General features: G+C 53.0%; 1 protein-coding gene. It reads right to left on the reverse strand.

What is annotated here, in order from left to right; translation table 11 throughout:
• On the reverse strand, window positions 1-594 hold a 594-nt coding region (locus tag AC1RPU_RS07745), incomplete at both ends, for a hypothetical protein (RefSeq protein WP_481769603.1).

A 594-nucleotide genomic window follows, 5' to 3' on the forward strand; every position in this document is an offset into this window, starting at 1 on the left:
GTACGTCAGGGCGCATCCCGCCTGATTCCGCTACCTGAACAAGGGTCGTGAGCGCATCGCGCAGACCACTCATGTACTGGTCTGGTGCCTCCATATTCGACAGAGCTTCGGTACTCACGATCCGCGACTCGAACTGCCCTTTCTCGGCACCAGCCTGAAGCCGTTGGCGCGCGGGGTTCGTGTGGTACGTGATTAGGGTCTTCCCAGTATTACTAATCGTGGTTTTAGCCACGTTCGTAATGTGGAGCACGGAATCAAAACGTGGGAACTTTAGATAAATGGCGCGGAAAGCGGCAGTTACCATCTCCCCCCTCAAATCGTCGCGCTTCAAATCAAAGGCGGGGCGCATCAGAAACTTCATCTTCTTGTTCATGAATTTCCCGATATAGCCAGACCTTTCGATCTCGCACATCGCATTGTACACCAGATCGCCCCACTCCTTGAGACCATACGATGGGTATTCGAGAGACAGATGACCCAAGTTCAGACGACGCAAGAAACGTGCATCATCCATCGTGATCTTGAAGTCTGCGGCACGAGGCTTTTCACCACCATGACGGTGCTTGAAATAAGCCCATGCGTAGAGCTTGCAGT

The organism is Dellaglioa sp. CoH-55-MRSF-7 (genome assembly GCF_056782235.1).